The sequence below is a fragment of the Methyloceanibacter sp. genome (assembly GCF_050728395.1).
Classification (GTDB): domain Bacteria; phylum Pseudomonadota; class Alphaproteobacteria; order Rhizobiales; family Methyloligellaceae; genus Methyloceanibacter.
Window position 1 is genome coordinate 1 of record NZ_JBOHJB010000001.1, and the last position, 14,849, is coordinate 14,849.

Sequence of the window (14,849 nt, forward strand, 5' to 3'; positions counted from 1 at the left end):
GGAGTCGATGGGGCTCTTTGCGCTGCACGCTCAACCGCCGAACCCCGGTTCCAGTCTGGCCAAGATTGGGATCGCGTCGCAGCCACGCGACGTTAAATAACGGGCCTAGGCCGGGGTCACGCCGCCGCTTTATGGGGAACCATGAAGCCGAGCGCGTGATCCAGAGACCGAAAGGTCTCGCGGCGCCGAGATGATCGTCCCGAACGGGCGTGAGGCTCGACATCGCACAGGGAGGCGGGGCTTCGGCTCCGCCTTTCCTTTTTGCGCACCCCCCATTCCCGGCGATTTCGTCCTCTTAGCGATCGCGCCCTGGTCCGCTAAGATGCCGCCGCCATGATCTCGAAAGCGGGTGGGAAGCGTAAAATGTTGGGCCGTTCCGGCGCCGGTTGCCTTCTCGTCATTGCAGCCGTCGCCGGCATGGCGCTCCTTCCCGGCTGCTCGACGGTCGGAAGCCTCGGCGGCGTCAAGAAGGAAGGCGCAACGAACGACAGCGCGGCCCGCTACGTCACACCCGACGACCCGATGGCGCGGCCAGTTCAGGTGGCATGGACCTCCGCCAGGGCGAGCAATTGCGGATTCATGTTCGATCCGGCGAAGCTCAAGGACGATTACATGCGCGACGAGGGCCGAAGGATCACCGATCCCTATCAGCTGCAGAGGATCTCGCAGGCCTACGATTATACGCTCTCGTCGATGGCGGCCACGATCAAGAGCGATCCCAATTATTGCACCAGGGACCGAACCGACGCGATCCGCGCCGACCTCAGGCGCTATCTTGCCGGAGACTACTCGCCGACGGCGAAGCTCGCCCGCTAGGGCGCGTTCGGCACCGATTGAGCCTTTGGCGGTGCGTTTTGCATCGCGGCAACCGGTCCGGTCACGCCGGCGCCACAGGCACTGAGGAGAAGCGATCGGCCGTAGCCGCCGACGAGCAGGGCAAGCGCAATGCCGATGCCGACGACGCCGATCCCGATCTTGGCGAGCCCGTTGCCGCGCTTGCGCTTGACCCGGGGCGGCAGCATCGGCGTGGCGATGATCTCGATAAGCTCCCCGGCGAGAATCGCCTCAAAGGCGGATTCGAATCTGCCATGCGCATCCTTCAACGTCTCGACGCGGTGGGCAACCACATCGTCATGCTCGAGCACCTTGTCGACGGCGCGCGTCTGCTCGCGCACGAGTTGGCCGTCGACATAGGCCACGAGCAGTTCGTCACTGAGCTCGGTCATGGTCGTATTCCTTGGTCTCTCCCGGATAAAGAGTCTCGATGGTGGCGCTCGCTTTGGTCCGCGCCGGCGTGCCTGAGCTGAGGCGATCGGCGAGGCTTGCGCTCGCCCTGATCAGGCGCGCCTGGATGGTGTCGGCGTTCGAGTCGAGGACCTTGGCGGCATCCTCGTAGTCGAAGCCCTCGCCGTAGACCAGGAGCAGCGTGCTCCGCTGCTGCGGCGGCAACTGCCCGAGAAACGTCGCGGTGAAGGCGTCGAAATCGGCGCCTCGATCCTTGGGAAAGAGCCGGTCGAAATCCTCCTCGCTCGATTTCGCCTGGCGCAACGGGTCGGTGTGATCGCGCAGCTCGGCGAGCCACAGCCCATAGATCTCGGCGAAGGCCCAGCGATCGAGCGGGGTGCCGCGCTGATAACGGCGATGCTCGGCAAACATGCGCAGAAGCGCGCGGCGAAGGAGGGCCTTGCCCTCCCTCTTGTCGCCGACCAGCACGTCGGCAAAACGCTTGAGCCTTGGCAGCATGGCGATGAGCTCATGCCGCATGGATTGGCGATGGATGCTTGCCTGCACGCGTGGTCCCCCCGCCGCTTGGGTGAGTGCTGGCGCTTAACGCGCGGAGGGGCCTCTCTCCACGCGAATCAGTAGGATATCACATCGCGGATTCGGCGGCCCGCAAGGTTAGCGCCGGGCAAAAAGCGCTTGCGTCGAAGGTGAGGCTGCCTATTGTTTGCGCAAGGCAGGAGCAAGACTTGCGCATGTCGGTCGTGCCCCACGATGCGAACCAACCGGAGGCGGCACCTGAAGAGAATGCTCAAGGCTCGCCGAGCGTTCAGGATGCCGGCAACCCCGGATTCTATCCGCCGCGTCCGGAAGTAGGCACCCAGCCAGCGGGTCAGGACGCAGCGGCGGGTGCCGCCGAGCTTGAAGCGGTGCGGACCCAGGTCGCCGAACGTATCGCTGGTCTCGCCGATAAAACAGCGGACCTCACCAAGCAGGCCACGGCGTCGGCGGTTGCCGCAGGGAAAGGCGGCCTCGCCAGGGCGGCGAAGATCGGCCGCGAAAAGGTCATCCCCGAGCTTGGCCGCACCGGCGCCAAGGTGCGCGAGCGCACGCGTCCCGACAGGCTCAAGAAGGACTATCGCGACTTCCTGCTTTGGCTGCATGCCAACGTGCTCGACAGCGCGATCGAGCGCCTGTTCTTCGTCCCCACCAAAGGCAATGTGCCGCTCGCAGGCCTTACTTTGCGCGGCAACAACCGGGCAAGCGGGCACGACTACAAGCCCACGCCCAATTCCGTCTTCAAATGGGCGCTTGCCGCGGTCGCGGAGGAAGACATCGGCCGCATGAGCTTCGTCGACTATGGCGCCGGCAAGGGGCGCGTCATGCTGCTCGCATCGCAGTATCCCTTCAGCCAAGTCGGCGGCATCGAGTTCGCCGAGGAGCTGCACGACAACGCCACGATGAACATCGCGCAGTTTCCGCGGAGCCGCATGAAATGCCGCAACGTCGAATGCGTGCTCGACGACGTGGTCAACATCACGCCGCTCGACGGCGAGGCGGTGCACTATTTCTTCAACCCGTTCGGACCTGAGATCTTCGCCGGGGTGCTGAAGGGGATCGTCGCCTCGTATCACACCCGGCCCCGCCGCCTCTACGTGATCCTGATCGACATGGACGCCGCCGAGCTCATGCACAAGACCGGCGTGTTCCAGGAGGTAAAACTGCCGGCGGCCGAGCGGATGCAGGCGCAGACGCTGAGCCCATACACGATCGCCGTCTACCGCTCGCTCGCGTAGCGGTGGCTTAGGCTCATCCTTCGAGACGCGCCTGCGGCACTCCTCAGGATGAGGCGTTTCCTCATAGTGAGGAGCGGGCGAAGCCCGCATCTCGAACCATGAGCGACGAGGGCCTGAACCCTACTTCACGCCGAGCTTCTTCTGCAGGCTTGTCGACGACGTCGTGTATTGGAACACGAGCTTCTTATCCGGATAAATATAATGGTAGGCCTGCTGCGCCATGAGCGCCGCCTCGTGGAAGCCGGACAGGATGAGCTTGAGCTTGCCGGGATAGGTGTTGATGTCGCCGACGGCGAAGATGCCCTTCTCGCTCGTCTCGAATTTCTCGGTGTCGACCGGAATTAGGTTCTCGTGCAGCTCGAGGCCCCAATCGGCCACCGGGCCGAGCTTCATGGTCAGCCCGAAGAACGGCATCATGATCTCGGTGGGCTGCTCGAAGGTGGCGCCGTCGGAACCTTTGACAGTCACCGAGCGCAGCTGGCCATCCTCGCCATGGAGCTGGGTCACCTGACCGAGCTTGAAGCTGACGTCGCCGCTTTCCACGAGCGTCAGCATCTTCTGCACCGAGGCCGGCGCCGCTCTGAACTCGGCGCGGCGATGCAGAAGCGTGATCGACTTCGCCACCGGCTGCAGGTTCAGCGTCCAGTCGAGCGCGGAATCGCCGCCGCCGACAATGAGCACGTCGCGGCCGTGCAAGCTGTCCATCTTGCGCACCGAGTAGAACACCGACTTGCCTTCATAGTCCTCGATCCTCGGAAGCGGCGGACGCTTCGGCGTGAAGGAGCCGCCGCCTGCCGCGATCACCACCACCTTGGCCTCGATGACGGTGTCCGCATCGGTGGTCACACGAAAGCCGCCATCGAGCCGGTCAAGCGTCTCCACCCGCTGATTGAAATGAAACTCGGCACCGAAGGGCTTGATCTGATCCATGAGCTTGTCGGTCAGCTCCTGGCCGGTGACGACGGTGAGCCCGGGGATGTCGTAGATCGGCTTCTCAGGGTAGAGCTCGGTGCATTGGCCGCCAGGGCGGTCGAGAATGTCAATGACGTGGGCCTTGATGTCGACGAGCCCGAGTTCGAACACGGCAAACAAGCCGACCGGGCCGCCCCCAATGATGATGGCATCGGTTTTGATGATAGGCTCGGTCATGGTCAGCTAGATCTGCTTCTCGGGGATGCGCACCACGAGGCCGTCGAGCGCATCGGTGACTTTGATCTGGCAGCTCAACCGGCTTTCGCTCCGCACATCGAAAGCGAAGTCGAGCATGTCCTCCTCCATTTGCTCCGGACTTCCGGTCGCCTCGCGCCAGGCCTCGTCCACATAGACGTGGCAGGTGGCGCAGGCGCAAGCGCCGCCGCACTCGGCGGCAATGCCGGGCACCGAGTTCTTGACCGCCGCCTCCATAACCGTCATCCCCGGTTCGGCTTCGACGACGCGCTCGGTCCCGTCGTGCAGAATATACGTGATCCTGGCCATGGCATTGGCGCGACTTGGTTCTCTTCAGTCTTGGGAGACGAGCGGCGGCAGACAGTCCCCCGCGCCCGTAGCTGCCGGCGCGGACGGGACGGTCCCCGCACGTGGCGCGTTTCCTATAGGGCAATTGAACCTGAGACTCCAGCGCCTTCCGACCGCATCGTTTGAGCGGGAATTGCAAAGCTGCCACGCGCTCCGAGGTGGCGTGGGCGCGGCAGCGTTTCGTCGGTTGCAGCGGGCGGTTCACCCGCTTTCGAAGTCTATTCTCCGATCGTCTTGCGCGAATTCTCGGCAAGCGGGGTCTTCGCCATTTTGGGGCTGCGGGTTACTGTCGCGTTTTTGCAACCAATGGCCCAAAAGGTGGCCCGCAAACGAGCGCGGCTGGACCGAATTCACCAACAAAAAGAATGGCTTGTCATGCGTAAAGCATAATTGCGAATTAAACTTTTTTTAGCCCTAAAAATTCGTTAACGATAGAGGGCGGGGGAAAATGCGTCTCGGGGCCACTTTCGGTGTAAATTCAATCCGGAAGTATGCGCTCACCGCTACGACGCCCGCGCCGCTGGCGACGAAGTTCGAGTGCTCGGCGCAAGTTTTCTCAAGGTTAGTCGGTGCGAGGGACGCGTGATGGCGCAAGAAGCGAAATCTCCGCCTGCCGGAACGGCAACTGGGGGCGCAGGCGATAATCCATTTGACATCAAGGGGACACCGGCAGGCGACCTACGCGAAGACGCCTCGTTGGCGGCGCTTGACCAGCCCTCGGGCGCTAACGGCGAGAGGAAGCCTTCTCTTGCCGAGCGGCTCAGGGCCGAGCAGCAGCGAAAGATGCCGGAACCCAAGGTGGATGAACCCAAGACTGGCGATCTTGGCGATGGCGCCGCCGCGTCAGCCGCGAAAGCAGCCGGACGCCGCCGCCCCGCGGGCCCGCCGCCGCGCCGGATGGCAGCAACCGCCGCCAACGACGATCTGCCCTCGATCGGCGGCCTGATCTTTGCCTTGCAGCAGAAGCCGTCCAAGTCGCCGTTTCTCGTCGCGTTGCTTGCGTCGTTGGTCTGGTTCGTCGTCGGCGGCGTCTTCGCCTATGGGGTGATCTCGACGCAGCTTGCCGGGCCTGGTGGCCTGACCGGTCTCCTCGCCAACCCGTCGGCGCTCACCGCCGCCCTCACCATTCTCGTGCCCATCGCGATTTTCTGGTTCCTCGCGCTGCTCGTCTGGCGCGCCCAGGAATTGCGGCTGATGGCCTCGGCCATGACCGAGGTCGCGGTGCGCCTGGCCGAGCCCGACAAGCTCGCCGAGCAGTCGGTCGCCTCCTTGGGCCAGACCATCCGCCGGCAGGTCGCCGCCATGAACGACGCCATCTCGCGCGCCATCGGGCGCGCCGGCGAGCTCGAGGCTCTCGTGCATAACGAGGTCGCGGCGCTCGAGCGGTCCTACAGCGACAACGAGCTTCGCGTCCGCGGTCTGATCAGCGAGCTCGCCAGCGAGCGAGAGGCGCTCTCCAACAACAGCCAGCGGGTCAGCGAATCCTTGCGCGGCGTTGGGCAGGAGATCGCCCGCAACCTTTCCGCCGCGAGCTCGAGCATCGACCAGAGGCTTGCCGAGCGCGGATTTCAACTGACCGAGCTTCTCGTCGCCCGCAGCAACGAAGCCGCCGAGCAGGTGGAGCGGGCGCAAAGCAAGGTGCAGGAAAACATGCCGATCCTGCTCGAGCGGCTCGGCCAGGAGCAGGAGCGGCTCGGCCAGGTCATCGAAGGCGCCGCGCGCAACCTGTCGGCGCTCGAAGTCGCGGTCGGCCAGCGGACAGCCTCGCTCGACCACACTTTGAGGGAACGGACCGACGCGTTGACCACTACGCTCGCCTCGCGGATCGATGCGCTGGAAACGACGGTGGCGCACGGCGCGCTCATTCTCGACAAGACGCTGAAAGACCGCACCGACGCCTTCGCCGCTTCCATCGGCCAGGGCGCCGTGGGGCTCGACGGCATCTTGAAAGAGCGCACCAGGCTTCTCGCCACGTCGATCAACGAAGAATCGGCAGTCCTCGACAAGACCTTGAGGGACCGCACCGAAGCCTTCGCCACGCTTGTCGGCCAGGGCGCCATCGGCCTCGACAAGACGCTGAAAGACCGCACCGACGCCTTCGCCGCGCTCGTCGGCCAAAGCGCCATCGGGCTCGACACTGTCATGAAGGAACGCACCAAGCTGTTGGCCGTCTCCGTCAACGAGCAGTCGGCAGCGCTCGACAAGACGCTGAAAGAGCGCACCGAGGCCTTCGTCACCACGGTCGGTCACGGTGCCCTTGGACTCGACAGATTGCTCAAGGACCGCACCGAAGCCTTTGCCGCCACCGTCGGCGAGCAGGCCACTTCGCTGGACAAGACGTTGAAGGATCGCAGCGAGCAGCTGACGACCCTGGTCGGCCAAGGCTCTGCGATCCTCGACAAGACGCTGAAGGAGCGCACCGAGACGCTGGCGACGACCCTCGGGGCTGGCGCCGGAGCGATCGACCGGTCGCTGAAGGAGCGCATCCAACAATTGGCTAGCTCCATCGGCCAAGGAACCGAAGCGCTCGACCGGACGCTGCAGGGCCACGGCGACGCGTTCAACGCCGCCCTCAACCACCAGGCGTCGCTGCTCGGCCAATCGCTCAGAGAACGGACGGAAGCCTTGGCCTCGGCGATCAACCAGGGGGCAATCTCGCTCGACCGCACGCTCGCCGACCGCTCGGAAGCCTTCACCAACTCGCTCGCCGAACGCAGCAAGGCGGTCGCGTTGACAATAGGCGAACATACCGCGGCCATGGACAGGCAGCTCGCCGACCGCACGCACGAGGTCACCAGCTCGCTCACCGAACGCTTGCAGTCCATCGACAATGCCTTCGGCCAACGCGCGGGCGAGATCGATCGCGTGCTCGCCGAGCATGCACGGGCCGTCGAGGCAACGTTCGGCCGGCAGGCGTCTCACCTGAACGAGCTGCTCGCCAGCAATTCGGTCATGATCAAGCAGACTGCAGACCAGGTGGGAGCGCAATCGAAGGAAGCCATCGGCGTGCTGTCGGCTCAGACCCATGCCTTGCGCGAGGTATCGAGCGGCTTGCTCGAGCAGATCCACAATTTGACCCAGCGCTTCGAGAACCAGGGGCAGGCGATCCTCTCGGCGGCCAAAGCGCTCGATTCGTCGAACACCAAGATCGACTCGATCCTGGAAAGCCGGCATCAGGCCATCATCGGCCTCTTGCATGCCGTCAACACCAAGGGTGCCGATCTCGACAACATGATGCGGTCCTACGCCGGCATGGTGGAGAGCGCGCTGAGCAACGCCGAGACGCGCGCCAAGCAAGTCGGATCGGCGCTCGCCCGCGACACGGCCGGCCAGGCACAACAGGCGCTGTCGCAGATCGAGCGCCTGCGCGAAGAAGCGCAAGCCCATACCGCGCGCGCCGTCGGCGACCTCAAATCGAGCTTCGAGACGGTCATCACCCAGATCGGCCGCCAGCTCGAGCAGATGCGCGGGACGTTCGACAGCGCGTCGCGCGGCATGCGCGACGCGGCGCAAAAGACCGCGACCGACCTCGACTCGTTGCGCCAGGAAATGCAGCGCCGGATGGAAGGTCTGCCGCAGCAGACGGCGCAAGCCACCGCCGCCATCCGCAAGGCGCTTGCCGATCAGCTCAAGGAAATCGAGGCGATCACGCCGGTGCTGACGCGGCCGCAGATCCCGAGCAGCAGCCCCGAACCTTATCGGCAGGCGCAATTGCCGCCGCGGCGAGATCCCTTCCGCGATGAGACCAACGCGCCAGAGTTCGGCGACGCTTCGGAAGTGCCCCTCGATCTCGGAGCGGTGGCCGGGAGCCTCTCCCAGCAAATGTCGCAGGCCGCGCAGTCGGAGCGCCGCGGACCAACCGGCAATGAGGCGCCGCGCGGCTATACGCAAGGTCAGGCCGAGTTTCGTCAGCCCGAGCGCCGCCGCGAAGGATGGTCGGTCGGCGATCTTCTGACCAACGCAGACGCGCCTGGCTATCCGCCGCAGCGGCCCGACCCCTTTACCCCGCGGGCGCCGAGGCCCCAAGCGGCAGGCGGCGGCCAAGGTCTCCGCCTCGACGAGATCGCGCGCGCCATCGACCACCGCACCGCGGCCGAGGTCTGGCAACGCTTCCGCGCTGGCGAGCGCGGCGTGCTCGGGCGCCATCTCTACAGCCTCGACGGCCAACAGACGTTCGACGAGATCAGCCAGCGCTACGATCGCGACGGCGAATTCCGCGCCACGGTGGACCGCTATATCGCCGATTTCGAGCGGCTGTTGCGAGATGCCGAGCAGAGCGATCCGAGCGTGATGCAGAACTACATGACCTCGGAGACGGGGCGCGTGTACCTCCTGCTCGCGCACGCCAGCGGCCGCCTGCGCTAGCGACCTCATTCCTTCTCATCGGTCATGCTCGGGCTTGACCCGGGCATCCATTCCGTAACGTCTCAACGCGTGGAAGCGCTGATGGCGTGGATTGCCGGGTCAAGCCCGGCGATGACGAAACCGAATGAGAGGGCCTAGCGGCGGGCTGACACCCAGGTGGAGGTGTCTTGCAGGACCTCGGTCAGCGCCTGGTTCAGCGCGGCGACGCCTGCGGTCGGCGTATCGTCTGCCGACGCCACGCGGGTGCTGAAGCCCTTTGAGGCCACGACCTTGGAAGAGTTGGTGTCGATCAGCTTGGCGAAGATGTCGACGTCGGCGGCCGGCCGGCCGTTGGTGGTGTCGATCTGGAACGACCTGATCTCCATGGAGAGCGAATAGTCGCCGTCGACACGATCGCTGCTGCTGGTCACGGCCTTCACCGCGCCAGAGTTCTGCAGCGTCTCGATGGTGCGCACCTGCACGAGATGCGGCAGCCGGTCGCTCCACGCCGCGCCCTTGTAGTAGGAAATCTGGTCGCTGCGCGGACGCACCATGATGCGGTCGGTGTCGAGCGCGTGCACGGATGTCGGCTCATTGACGACGAGCTGATAGTGCGCGGGCTTGGCCGCGGCGGCGAAGGAGCGTGGCGCGATGAGATCGTAGGTCGTGGGGGCAGCGCTGCCGCTCAGCGCACAGCCGGCGAGCCCCAGGCAAACCAAGCCTGTTGCAAATATCGGTGCCGACCGAGACATGTCCCGTCGCCCCCTATCCTGTCAGATTGCACACCCTCGTTGAAGTAACCCTCGGGGTGTGTCAATTGCCTCGGGGATTGTATTCCGGGACTTGACTTCCACCAAGCAAAAAGCTCTTGGGATTAGCCTCGAATTTCTCAAGAACGCTGTTGAGTGTTGCCGCGGCGCGACGCCCCTCCCGCATGAAATTCCCGAATTCCTGGAGGCTGTCCTTGGCAGTGCGGGTCAAGCTATCAAGATTATCCCCTAGAGATACTTGCAGCTTTCCAGACAAGTCCTTGAAGGACTGAGCTGCGGCCGAAACATCGGTAATGGTCTTAGAGATGTCCTCTTTCCGCTGATCCAGCATGGTAGTGACGCTTTCCACATTGGTCAGCGTTTTGTGGATCGATTCTTGGTTCTCGGCCACGAGATCATTGAGCCGCAGCAGCAACGCATTGGCGTTGTTCATGACGGCAGGGGCGGCATCGAACAGGCCCTGGCCCCCTCCCCGGTCGGCGGCAATTACGGGAATCGGGGTCTCGGCCGTCGCCACCAGGAAGGGCGAATCAGGGGTGCCGGCGGAGATCTGAATGCCGGTGCCACCGGTCAGCCCCAGCGACTGCATGCTGGCGTGGGAGTTTTCGCGCACCGGGGTGTCGGCATGCACGCTGATCAGCACCTGCACCTTCCGGGCATCGGCGGGATCAAGCTGCATCGACTGCACCTCGCCGACCTTGATGCCGTTGAAGCCGACGCTCGAGCCGGTGGCCAGCCCAGCCACCGAGCCGTCGAACACGATGAAGTAGCGCTTGCCGCCGCCGGCGAGGTTGGTCATCCAGAACACGAAGATGAAGGCGAGCGCGAGGACCCCTAGGACGAAGCCGCCGATCATCAGATAGTTGGCTTTGGTTTCCATAGAGCCGGTTCCTCACACCACGAGCCGCCTGGGCTGCTCGCCGGATTGCGCCGCGCGCGCCCGCTCACCGCAGAAATATTCCTGGATCCAGGGGTGATTGGGATTGCGCTGCAGGTCGATCGGCGAGCCCGTTCGCACGATGCGTTTGTCGGCCAGCACGGCAACCCTCTCGCATACCGTGAAGATGGTATCAAGGTCGTGGGTCACCATATACACCGTTAAGCCAAGTGTTTGTTGTAGCTTATGAATCAGGTGGTCGAAATCGGCGGCGCCAATCGGATCGAGGCCTGCGGTCGGCTCATCGAGGAAGACGATCTCTGGATCGAGGGCAAGGGCTCGCGCAAGCCCGGCGCGCTTGCGCATGCCGCCCGACAGTTCCGACGGGTATTTGTGCGCGGCTTCGGGCGGCAGACCCACCATGGCGAGCTTGAGGAAGGCAAGATCGTCCATCATCGTCTGGGGTAGCTCGAGATGCTCGCGCATCGGCACCTGGATGTTTTGCAGCACGGTCAGCGAAGAGAACAGTGCTCCATCCTGGAACAGGATGCCCCAACGGCTCTCGATATCGACGCGATCTTGCGGTGTCAGCAGCTTGGCGTTGCGGCCGAACAACTCGACCTCACCCAGGTCGGGTTTGACCAGCCCGGTGATGACGCGCAGCAGCACCGACTTGCCCTGGCCGGAGCCGCCGACAATGGCGAGGATCTCGCCGCGATAGACGTCGAGATTGAGCCCGTCCCAAATCTGATAGCCGCCAAAGCTCTTGGCGAGCCCGCGGACGCTGATCAAGACCTCTCGACCGTCTGGCAAGGTCACATTCCGATCGCTGACAGAAACATGGCGAACACGGCGTCCAGAATTATCACCAGGAAGATCGCCTTGACCACGGCGCTGGTCACATGCTTGCCGAGGGATTCGGCACTGCCCTCGACCCTCATGCCTTCGAGGCAGCCGACGAGGCCGATGATCAACGCGGCGAACGGGGCCTTGATCATGCCGGCCATGAAATGCTGGAAGTCGACCGCTTCGTGCAGCTTGTCGATATAGGTGGAGACGTCGAGGCCGAGCACGGCCATGGCCATCACGCCACCGCCGATCAGGCCGGTGATGTCGCCGAGGAAGGTCAGGAGCGGCAGCGCCACGACGAGCGCGAGCACCCGCGGCAGCACCAGCGTATCCATGGGGTCGATGCCGAGCGTGCGCATGGCGTCGATCTCTTCGCGCATCTTCATCGAGCCGATCTCGGCGGTGAAGGCCGAGCCCGACCGGCCGGCCACCATGATGGCGGTGAGCAGGATGCCGACCTCGCGGAGCGCCAGGATGGCCACCATGTTGACGGCGAAGGGCTCGGCGCCGAACGGCTTCAGCTGCACCACGCCTTGCTGCATGACCACGGCGCCGATCAAGAAGCAGATCAGCCCGATGATCGGCACGGCGCGCAAGCCGGCGTGGTCGAGATGATGCACGAAGGATTTGGGGCGAAAGCGCCAGGGCTGCATGACCATGCGGGCGAAGGCCGAAGTCACCTCGCCGAGGAAGCTCGTGAGCTGGATGGCGTCGGACCACACGCCGGTAAGCGCCTTGGTCACGTCCTCGACGAGCTGCTGGGCGGCGCCCTTCTTCTTGATCTTCGGCCGCTCGGAACTGCCGCGCTTGTGCACCTCCTCGATGAGGATACGGAAGCTTTCGGTCGCTCCGGCGTAGCGGGTATGCAATCCGCCGGCCTCCCAAGACGCCGCCGTGCGCTGCAACAGCCAGGCGCCTGCGGTGTCGATCTCGGCGATGCCGGCGATGTCCATCTCGCCGGTGAACTCCGGCGTCGGCGGGATCGGCACGCGCAAGCGCTTGAGCGCGGCGTCGAGCTTGGTGGCTTCGGCGACGGTCCAGGCGCCGCTGGCAATCAGGCGGAACGTGGTGCCCCTGAGCTCGACGCGGAAACCTGGGGCGCGCGCCTGCGTGGAGAGGCTGAGCGTATGGTCGCGTTTCAGCATGGGGCTTAGCCTAAATGACGCTGTTCTTCGGAGAGCGGCTTGTTTTGACCGAAAAAGCCGGAGAAAGAAAGGCGTTATGCTTGACCCCGGAGACGCGCATGAAGCGGGCCAAAGAGTTGAACGTCGGCGTCGAGCGCTGGCCGATCCGCGGCGGATTCACCATTTCCCGCGGCTCCAAGCGCGAGGCCGTAGTGGTGGTGGCCACGATCCGCGATGGCGCCCATCAGGGCAGAGGCGAATGCGTTCCCTACGCCCGCTACGGCGAGGACGTGGACGGCGTGGTGCTGGCGACCGAAGCTTTCGGGCCGCGAATAGCGCAAGGGCTGGACCGCGCAGAGCTTCAATCCTTGCTGCCGCCCGGCGCCGCGCGCAATGCGCTCGACTGCGCGCTGTGGGACCTCGAAGCGAAGATGCTGGACACGAGCGCTGCCGAGATTGCGGGCCTTGCGCCGCTGCATGCGGTCGAGACGGCCCTCACCATCTCCCTCGCCTCGCCCGAGGAGATGGCGGCGAGGGCGCAGGCGGCGGCGCATTATCCCCTGCTCAAGCTCAAGCTTGGCGGCGATGGCGACGAGGAGCGTCTTGCTGCCGTCCGCCAAGCTGTCCCCAAGGCGAGGCTGATCGTCGACGCCAACGAGGCGTGGGATGCGTCGAACCTCGAGCGTCTGCTCGCGGTGGCAAAGGTTACCGGCATCGAGCTGATCGAGCAGCCGCTGCCAGCCGGCGATGACGCTTTATTGCAGCACATCGCCCGCGTGGTTCCGCTCTGCGCCGATGAGTCTGTGCATGACCGCGCCTCGCTTCGCGACATCGCCAAGCGCTACGACGCCGTGAACATCAAGCTCGACAAGACTGGAGGCCTCACCGAGGCGCTCGCCACTTCGGCCGACGCGCGGAGGCTCGGGCTCAAGATCATGGTGGGGTGCATGGTGGCGACGTCGCTTGCCATGGCCCCTGCCCTGTTGCTCGCGCAGGACGCAGATTGGGTCGATCTCGACGGGCCGCTGCTGCTCGAGCGCGACCGAGTGCCCGGCCTCACCTACAGCTCGGGCACGGTCATGCCCGCGCCGGCTGCGCTCTGGGGCTGAACCTGGATGGCGCCGACCACCCGCTCGCCTCGCCAGCGCCGCATGAGAACGACGGCACCCGCCGTGCCGACTAAAGCGAGCGACGCCATGACGGCGTAAGCCTCGCCGCCAAGCGCCCGATAAAGAGGCCCGCAGGCGATGGTTGCGAGCCCGAGAACGAGGCCGGCGACCACCGCGGCATAGAGGCCTTGAGCGGTGGCACCGCGGTCCTCAGGCACCGCCTGGCTCAGGAAAGTGATCGCGGCGAGATGCGCTGCGCCAAAGCTCATGGCGTGCAGGCATTGCAATATCGCCGTCGCCCAGAGCGGTGGATCGAAGGCCATCAGCCCCCAGCGGGCCGCAGCCGCGGCGCCGGCGGCAAACAGCACCCTGCCGGCGCCCCATTTGGCGAGGATCGGCCCTGAGGCGGCAAACAAGGCGATCTCGGCGACGACGCCAAGGGCCCAGAGCGCGCCAATGGTGCCGTCGGCGAAGCCTTGCGCCCGCCAATGGAGCGTGCCGAAGGTGTAATAGAGGGCGTGGCTCGCCTGGATCATGCTCGCCGCGAGCAAGAACCACAGGAACGATGGCGAATGCGCGAGCCTCACCGCATCGGCGAGGCTGATGCGGCGAAGCGCAGGCGTGGCTGGCGATGGCCTGCTCGCAACGTCGCGCGGCAAGACGTAGACGCCAATGATCATCAGCGACGTGGCGATCACCAGCATCGGCAGCACCGAGGCCGCGCCGAACTGACCGATGGCGAGGCCAGCGCCGAGGCTTGCCAGGATGAAGCTGCCTGAGCCCCACAGCCGCACCCGGCCATAGTCGAGGCCGGCGCTGCGCACGCCGCTCACCGCCACGGCCTCGATCAGCGGCATGATGGTGGTCCAGTTGAAGGCAAGCAGCAGGGTTGCGAGCAGCATCTGCCAGAAGCCGCTTGAGGCCCAGAGCAGCAGGAACGACAGAAGCGTTCCCCAGGCGAGAAAGATGAGAACGGTGCGGCGCGCTCCCGACCAGTCGGCGGCAAAGCTGATCAATGGCGTGAACAGGATGCGGGCGAACAGCGGCGCGGCAAGCAGGAAGGCGATTTGATCCTCGCTCAAGCTCCGCCAATGCAGCCACACCGGCATGTAGGGCAGATAGCAGCCCACCACGACGAACAAGGCCGCGTAGAGAAAGCCGAGACGCCAGGCGAGCGGGGTGATTTCGTAGCGCGCCAAACCCAGCATAGGCGGCTTCCGATTCGTTGAGGGCCCTGTCAGGCG

Annotated in this window: 13 protein-coding genes; 4 read left to right on the plus strand and 9 right to left on the minus strand. The window is 64.9% G+C overall.

What is annotated here, in order from left to right; genetic code table 11:
* The first annotated feature begins 363 nt into the window (after nucleotides 1-363).
* Nucleotides 364-816, plus strand: a complete 453-nt coding sequence (locus ACREC7_RS00005) for a hypothetical protein (protein ID WP_431553622.1) — start codon at nucleotides 364-366, stop codon at nucleotides 814-816.
* Here ACREC7_RS00005 and ACREC7_RS00010 read toward each other — a convergent pair.
* Nucleotides 813-1,226, minus strand: a complete 414-nt coding sequence (locus tag ACREC7_RS00010; protein WP_431553623.1) for a hypothetical protein — start codon at nucleotides 1,224-1,226, stop codon at nucleotides 813-815. The two genes, ACREC7_RS00005 and ACREC7_RS00010, sit on opposite strands and share 4 nt — an antisense overlap.
* Nucleotides 1,210-1,791: a sigma factor-like helix-turn-helix DNA-binding protein gene (locus ACREC7_RS00015; protein WP_431553624.1), complete on the minus strand. Its 582-nt coding sequence runs from the start codon at nucleotides 1,789-1,791 to the stop codon at nucleotides 1,210-1,212. The genes ACREC7_RS00010 and ACREC7_RS00015 overlap by 17 nt, the downstream gene beginning before the upstream one ends.
* Nucleotides 1,792-1,976: 185 nt before the next feature.
* Here ACREC7_RS00015 and ACREC7_RS00020 point away from each other — a divergent pair, with 185 nt between their 5' ends.
* Complete coding sequence (locus ACREC7_RS00020; protein ID WP_431553625.1) at nucleotides 1,977-3,017, plus strand: hypothetical protein; 1,041 nt, start codon at nucleotides 1,977-1,979, stop codon at nucleotides 3,015-3,017.
* A gap of 120 nt (nucleotides 3,018-3,137) precedes the next feature.
* On the opposite strand, the gene ACREC7_RS00025 is transcribed toward ACREC7_RS00020, so the two are convergent.
* Together ACREC7_RS00025 and ACREC7_RS00030 are read right to left on the minus strand one after the other, a co-directional pair.
* Complete coding sequence (locus tag ACREC7_RS00025; RefSeq protein ID WP_431553626.1) at nucleotides 3,138-4,166, minus strand: NAD(P)/FAD-dependent oxidoreductase; 1,029 nt, start codon at nucleotides 4,164-4,166, stop codon at nucleotides 3,138-3,140.
* Nucleotides 4,167-4,172: 6 nt separating this feature from the next.
* Nucleotides 4,173-4,493 (minus strand): 2Fe-2S iron-sulfur cluster-binding protein, encoded by a 321-nt coding sequence (locus tag ACREC7_RS00030; protein ID WP_431553627.1) that lies wholly within the window; start codon nucleotides 4,491-4,493, stop codon nucleotides 4,173-4,175.
* Between the two features lie 822 nt (nucleotides 4,494-5,315).
* Here ACREC7_RS00030 and ACREC7_RS00035 point away from each other — a divergent pair.
* Complete coding sequence (locus ACREC7_RS00035; RefSeq protein WP_431553628.1) at nucleotides 5,316-8,897, plus strand: hypothetical protein; 3,582 nt, start codon at nucleotides 5,316-5,318, stop codon at nucleotides 8,895-8,897.
* A 134-nt stretch (nucleotides 8,898-9,031) separates the two neighbouring features.
* Here ACREC7_RS00035 and ACREC7_RS00040 read toward each other — a convergent pair whose 3' ends face one another.
* The 4 genes from ACREC7_RS00040 to ACREC7_RS00055 all read right to left on the minus strand — a co-directional run bounded on the left by ACREC7_RS00040 (nucleotide 9,032) and on the right by ACREC7_RS00055 (nucleotide 12,517).
* On the minus strand, nucleotides 9,032-9,628 hold the full coding sequence (locus tag ACREC7_RS00040) for an ABC-type transport auxiliary lipoprotein family protein (protein WP_431553629.1): 597 nt from the start codon (nucleotides 9,626-9,628) through the stop codon (nucleotides 9,032-9,034).
* Nucleotides 9,629-9,689: 61 nt separating this feature from the next.
* Entirely contained in the window at nucleotides 9,690-10,526 is an 837-nt protein-coding gene (locus ACREC7_RS00045) for an MlaD family protein (RefSeq protein WP_431553630.1), read from the minus strand.
* A 12-nt stretch (nucleotides 10,527-10,538) separates the two neighbouring features.
* Nucleotides 10,539-11,342, minus strand: coding sequence for an ABC transporter ATP-binding protein (locus tag ACREC7_RS00050; RefSeq protein ID WP_431553631.1), 804 nt, complete (start codon nucleotides 11,340-11,342; stop codon nucleotides 10,539-10,541).
* Nucleotides 11,339-12,517 (minus strand): MlaE family ABC transporter permease, encoded by a 1,179-nt coding sequence (locus ACREC7_RS00055; RefSeq protein ID WP_431553632.1) that lies wholly within the window; start codon nucleotides 12,515-12,517, stop codon nucleotides 11,339-11,341. The genes ACREC7_RS00050 and ACREC7_RS00055 overlap by 4 nt, the downstream gene beginning before the upstream one ends.
* A gap of 98 nt (nucleotides 12,518-12,615) precedes the next feature.
* Between ACREC7_RS00055 and dgcA the strand changes: the two genes are divergently transcribed.
* The gene (gene dgcA, locus ACREC7_RS00060; RefSeq protein WP_431553633.1) at nucleotides 12,616-13,605 is read left to right on the plus strand and encodes an N-acetyl-D-Glu racemase DgcA; all 990 of its coding nucleotides are present in this window, start codon (nucleotides 12,616-12,618) and stop codon (nucleotides 13,603-13,605) included.
* On the opposite strand, the gene ACREC7_RS00065 is transcribed toward dgcA, so the two are convergent.
* Nucleotides 13,557-14,813 (minus strand): MFS transporter, encoded by a 1,257-nt coding sequence (locus tag ACREC7_RS00065; RefSeq protein ID WP_431553634.1) that lies wholly within the window; start codon nucleotides 14,811-14,813, stop codon nucleotides 13,557-13,559. The genes dgcA and ACREC7_RS00065 overlap by 49 nt on opposite strands.
* Nucleotides 14,814-14,849: the final 36 nt, after the last annotated feature.

What these genes read in the sequence shown, in the direction of transcription:
- dgcA (WP_431553633.1), top strand. Translation starts at nt 12,616, where the DNA reads ATGAAGCGGGCCAAAGAGTTGAACGTCGGCGTCGAGCGCTGGCCGATC.
- ACREC7_RS00030 (WP_431553627.1), bottom strand. Translation starts at nt 4,493, where the DNA reads ATGGCCAGGATCACGTATATTCTGCACGACGGGACCGAGCGCGTCGTC.
- ACREC7_RS00045 (WP_431553630.1), bottom strand. Translation starts at nt 10,526, where the DNA reads ATGGAAACCAAAGCCAACTATCTGATGATCGGCGGCTTCGTCCTAGGG.
- ACREC7_RS00020 (WP_431553625.1), top strand. Translation starts at nt 1,977, where the DNA reads ATGTCGGTCGTGCCCCACGATGCGAACCAACCGGAGGCGGCACCTGAA.
- ACREC7_RS00065 (WP_431553634.1), bottom strand. Translation starts at nt 14,813, where the DNA reads ATGCTGGGTTTGGCGCGCTACGAAATCACCCCGCTCGCCTGGCGTCTC.
- ACREC7_RS00035 (WP_431553628.1), top strand. Translation starts at nt 5,316, where the DNA reads ATGCCGGAACCCAAGGTGGATGAACCCAAGACTGGCGATCTTGGCGAT.
- ACREC7_RS00005 (WP_431553622.1), top strand. Translation starts at nt 364, where the DNA reads ATGTTGGGCCGTTCCGGCGCCGGTTGCCTTCTCGTCATTGCAGCCGTC.
- ACREC7_RS00040 (WP_431553629.1), bottom strand. Translation starts at nt 9,628, where the DNA reads ATGTCTCGGTCGGCACCGATATTTGCAACAGGCTTGGTTTGCCTGGGG.
- ACREC7_RS00025 (WP_431553626.1), bottom strand. Translation starts at nt 4,166, where the DNA reads ATGACCGAGCCTATCATCAAAACCGATGCCATCATCATTGGGGGCGGC.
- ACREC7_RS00055 (WP_431553632.1), bottom strand. Translation starts at nt 12,517, where the DNA reads ATGCTGAAACGCGACCATACGCTCAGCCTCTCCACGCAGGCGCGCGCC.
- ACREC7_RS00010 (WP_431553623.1), bottom strand. Translation starts at nt 1,226, where the DNA reads ATGACCGAGCTCAGTGACGAACTGCTCGTGGCCTATGTCGACGGCCAA.